Below are 2,939 nucleotides of genomic sequence, written 5' to 3' on the forward strand. Positions count from 1 at the left end.
ACTCACTGAGTAACCCTTGACCACTTGAATCAGAACCCGTTTTATCTAAGGTTAGCGAGACGTTCACTTCCGAGGTCGTGATTAAATCGACTGATATTTTGTGTCGCGCTAATGTCGCAAACGTTTCAGCCAAAAAGCCCTGAGCATGTAACATTTGCAAGCTATGCAAGTTAAGTAAAGTTTGATCGCGGCGCAATGCCACCGCTCTAAACACCGGAGTATCTTCAACTTGATGACGTATCCAAGTACCGCCCAATTCAGGCGCTTTACTTGAACCCACAAACACCTGAATTTTTTGTCTTACTGCCGGTAAAATGGTGGCGGGATGCAATACTTTTGCGCCAAAGGTCGCCATCTCAGCGGCTTCATTAAAGCTAATTTCAGCAATCGGGCGGGCATTAGGGGCAAGGCGTGGATCAGTGGTATAAATACCGGCTACATCGGTCCAAATCTCAACCGCTGTGGCACGAAGCGCTTCGGCAAGTAATGCCGCCGAATAGTCGCTGCCACCACGGCCTAATGTTGTTGTTCGTCCTTCTTCATCTGCACCAATAAAGCCTTGAGTAACGATAACGTAACGCGCAAGTAATGGCTGTAAAAAGTCACCCGCTAACGTTGAAATAGCTTCAATTTGTGGCTCTGCGCGACCAAAGTGACTGTCGGTACGTAATACTTGGCGCACATCAAAATGATTTGAAGCGGTGCCCTTTTCCCGAATAACCGCAGAAAATAAAATCGATGAACATTGCTCTCCCGTCGACAGTAACTCGTCCATAACCGCTTTGCTGCGATTCAGCTCTAACGATTCGCTGAGTACTGACATCCGGCTGAGTATTTTATCAATACTGGCTGCCACGTCTTGCGGACGACCGAGTTCATCTAATATCGCATATTGAATTTGAGCAATTTGCTTAAGCAATACCAAACGGCGTTCATCATTAACATTAGCTTGAGTTAACTCAACTAATAAATTGGTCACTCCGCTGGAGGCGCTTACTACCACAAGACGAGTAGCTTGATTAGCCAACACAATATCTGCACAACGGCTCATAGAGGCGTAATCAGCAACTGACGTGCCGCCAAATTTGGCAACGACTAATTCTGGGGTATCTATTTCAGACTGAACAAAGCTCATACTGATGCCTCCGCTGTTTGCGAAAGACTAAAAAATAAGATGTGATTTACTAACATGATATACGCTCCGAACACACTACGTTCGAAGAGCCTGGTGCTAAGATAACGCACCCTTATAGAAGGGAAACAGCAATCATCACCAGAAGCTCTCCACCAAAAAAATAGGTGACAATCGTTAGGATTCAGCCTAATCGACCGATATCAATGTTTGCCAAACAAACTGATACCTCGGCGCTAATCTCCATCATAAGTGGTCATCGGATTGGCATCCTCTCACTTACTACCTAGTTAACGCTCCTCTTCTGTTCCTCCCGAAGGAGTGGGTTGAAAATAGCAACAAATCACCTATCAAGTCAATCAGCAAACACAGTAAAAATACACTGCTGCGATAAAAAATATCGTTGCGTTGAGATATTCTGTTGCTGTGCCCTCTAATTAATGATTGTTCTCTATTACGAAAAAACGCCAATATATATGCAAAAAATATTATGAATGGTAAATTACCGAGACAATCGAACATTGATTGTCCCCAAATAATACATCAGTTGTTCTTCTACAACGGTGCAGTTTAAATTACGCCATTATTTACCCAGTATACGAGCCTATCTCAGGCCACTCACTCACCACCCTTAATCGGTGGTTAAACATCCCCATATCAACTTCAGGTTTGATAATATCAAGGCACGCAATCAAAGATAGTAAACCTTGATTAACGTAGTAAATTGCATGTTGATTAAACTCTCTGCCAAGCTCAATAGCTTGTTCTTTATCAATAAAAATCGCCCAACTCTTTTCCATATGCGACAAATCAGGTGCTGCACCGATTAGCGCACGATAGGGGCGGTTATATTGTTGAATTTTAGATTGAAGCTGACGATCGAGTAAGCGATTTTGACTAGGAGAGAGTCTTGAACCACGAGGGTTATGAGCAGTAACAATAGCAAATGGGAAATCATGTGAAAGGCGTTGAGTGAACAAAAAATGAGTGCTTTGATACTCATTCCACAATGTATCTATAACATTTTCCATAATAAATTTTCGTCAATTAAGCCAAAATTAGTCTAGCAGATAGGTTAGAGTTCTAAAAGGTTTGCTATCTAAATCAACAGTATTATATTAGAAAATCATTAATTATTATCACCTTAGCAAGGTTAATCTTTCATATACTTGAGTGTTATATTAATTTTTTAACATTTAATTTGTTAACAAATGCCTAAAACGAGTACAATAACCATCACGCACTATTAAATCACTGTAGCAAAGTTAGCTACATACACCTCAAAAACTCAGCAAATGTTGTTGTGAGTGTGATGATTTTTTGATGTAAAGTTTACAGTCGTACTAAATTTGTTCTACATTTGATAAAACATTAATACGATTAAATAAGTTTGCTATAGAAGGAACTATCTTTCTAAATCGCATTCATAGTAAGTAAGCTTAAGTGCAACAAATTTTACACCATCATGCATAAGTGCAAACACGTACCTTGGCGTAGTGGAAATTAATCGACGTAAGCAGACTCAGTAACCAGCATTAAGTGTTACATAATAGAGTTTATAGAGAGTGTTTAATTCAGGGTAGACATAGATAAACACCAAAAAATATCGGAATCTTAGCGCATTAGCTAAAGCGCTATTGCAATCTATTAGCACACAGTTCGCAAACAGTGGCTAGAATCGAATTTTATAAAATCAGGTAAATATCATGCAAAATCCGCACATTTTAATTGTTGAAGATGAAGCTGTAACTCGTAATACATTACGCAGTATTTTTGAAGCTGAAGGTTATGTTGTCACTGAAGCTAA

At 40.0% G+C, this 2,939-nt stretch carries 2 protein-coding genes, 1 pseudogene and 1 riboswitch; of the genes and pseudogenes, 1 reads left to right on the forward strand and 2 read right to left on the reverse strand.

Going from position 1 to position 2,939, the window contains the following annotated elements; translation table 11 throughout:
- Positions 1-1,135, reverse strand: a 1,135-nt coding sequence (gene lysC, locus CXF78_RS18780; RefSeq protein ID WP_102037610.1) for a lysine-sensitive aspartokinase 3, incomplete at its 3' end; no start/stop codon positions are given.
- 134 nt (positions 1,136-1,269) lie between these two features.
- Positions 1,270-1,444, reverse strand: a riboswitch (Lysine riboswitch).
- Positions 1,445-1,719: 275 nt separating this feature from the next.
- Complete coding sequence (locus CXF78_RS18785; protein WP_011636022.1) at positions 1,720-2,163, reverse strand: DUF3293 domain-containing protein; 444 nt, start codon at positions 2,161-2,163, stop codon at positions 1,720-1,722.
- A 675-nt stretch (positions 2,164-2,838) separates the two neighbouring features.
- Between CXF78_RS18785 and CXF78_RS18790 the strand changes: the two are divergent.
- Positions 2,839-2,939: pseudogene (locus tag CXF78_RS18790) on the forward strand (two-component system response regulator ArcA); the annotation flags it as partial.

This window comes from Shewanella sp. 11B5, assembly GCF_002836795.1.
Taxonomy (GTDB): domain Bacteria; phylum Pseudomonadota; class Gammaproteobacteria; order Enterobacterales; family Shewanellaceae; genus Shewanella; species Shewanella frigidimarina.

Excerpts from the sequence above, each read along its gene's own strand:
- CXF78_RS18785 (WP_011636022.1), bottom strand. The coding sequence starts at position 2,163 with ATGGAAAATGTTATAGATACATTGTGGAATGAGTATCAAAGCACTCAT.